The organism is Serratia sp. ME47 (assembly GCF_903970925.1).
Lineage (GTDB): Bacteria > Pseudomonadota > Gammaproteobacteria > Enterobacterales > Enterobacteriaceae > Serratia > Serratia ureilytica.
In genome coordinates, this window is sequence record NZ_CAJCKE010000064.1 from 1 (window position 1) to 934 (window position 934).

Below are 934 nucleotides of genomic sequence, written 5' to 3' on the forward strand. Positions count from 1 at the left end.
GCTGGCCATGCGCCGCTGGCTGCCGGAGGCGTTGAGGCCGTTGTCCAGCGCCACGGTGTAGTTGGTGCCGGTGGTGCAGTTCAGCCCCAAGGTGCCGGTGCCGCCGCTGCCGGTGGCGCTGGCGGTGATGACGTTAGCCAGCGACGAGTAGGTGCCGAAGCTGATGGAGCCGAAGTTGTTGGTTGTGCCGGAGCTGTTGCCGCCGGTAACGACGCAGCCGGCGCCGATGGTTAAAGTGACGCCCAGCGTGCCCTGAATGGTGCCTGCCGCAAAGGCGGCGCCAGAGGTGCACAGCAGGGCCGCTGCCGAGGTTAATGCCGCCAGAGTCTTTTTCATCATGGTTCCTTGCCGTAGTAGAGAAGCCTGCCAAAAAGCCCGAAAAATGAGTCAAATGCATTAATCTATTTACAGATTAATTAATAGAATAAGAACGGGAGAATGTCTTGCCGAAAGATTAAAAACTTTATTTATTTTTAAGCGAGATCGCAGGTTGAGTGCAGCGTAAACACATCAGGGAAATCGTGTTTGAGATAACGAGAGGGTGGGTAGGAATATTGTTATATTAATGAATAACGGAGCGCCGTGGTGGCGCCCCGTGTCGGCAGGCATCACCAGGTTACGGTCATGGTGACGGTATCGTTGTACACGCCGGCGGCCGGGGTGGTGCCCGCGGCGGGCACCAGACCGTAGACGATCAGCGGGACCGCCGAGCCGGTGCCGGTGCCGGTCAGCACGCCGGTGGTGCTGTTCCACGGCACGGCGTGGGCGCTGTCCTGGTAGAGGTTATAGCTGATGTAGGCGGGCACGCCGCTGGCCATGCGCCGCTGGCTGCCGGAGGCGTTGAGGCCGTTGTCCAGCGCCACGGTGTAGTTGGTGCCGGTGGTGCAGTTCAGCCCCAAGGTGCCGGTGCCGCCGCTGCCGGTGGCGCTGGCGG

General features: G+C 60.8%; 2 protein-coding genes. Both read right to left on the minus strand.

Going from position 1 to position 934, the window contains the following annotated elements; translation table 11 throughout:
• Positions 1-336, minus strand: a 336-nt coding sequence (locus H7A77_RS25425; RefSeq protein ID WP_182074838.1) for a spore coat protein U domain-containing protein, incomplete at its 3' end; no start/stop codon positions are given.
• 272 nt (positions 337-608) lie between these two features.
• Positions 609-934: spore coat protein U domain-containing protein (locus H7A77_RS25430; RefSeq protein ID WP_182074839.1), on the minus strand; the 326-nt coding region annotated here is incomplete at its 5' end.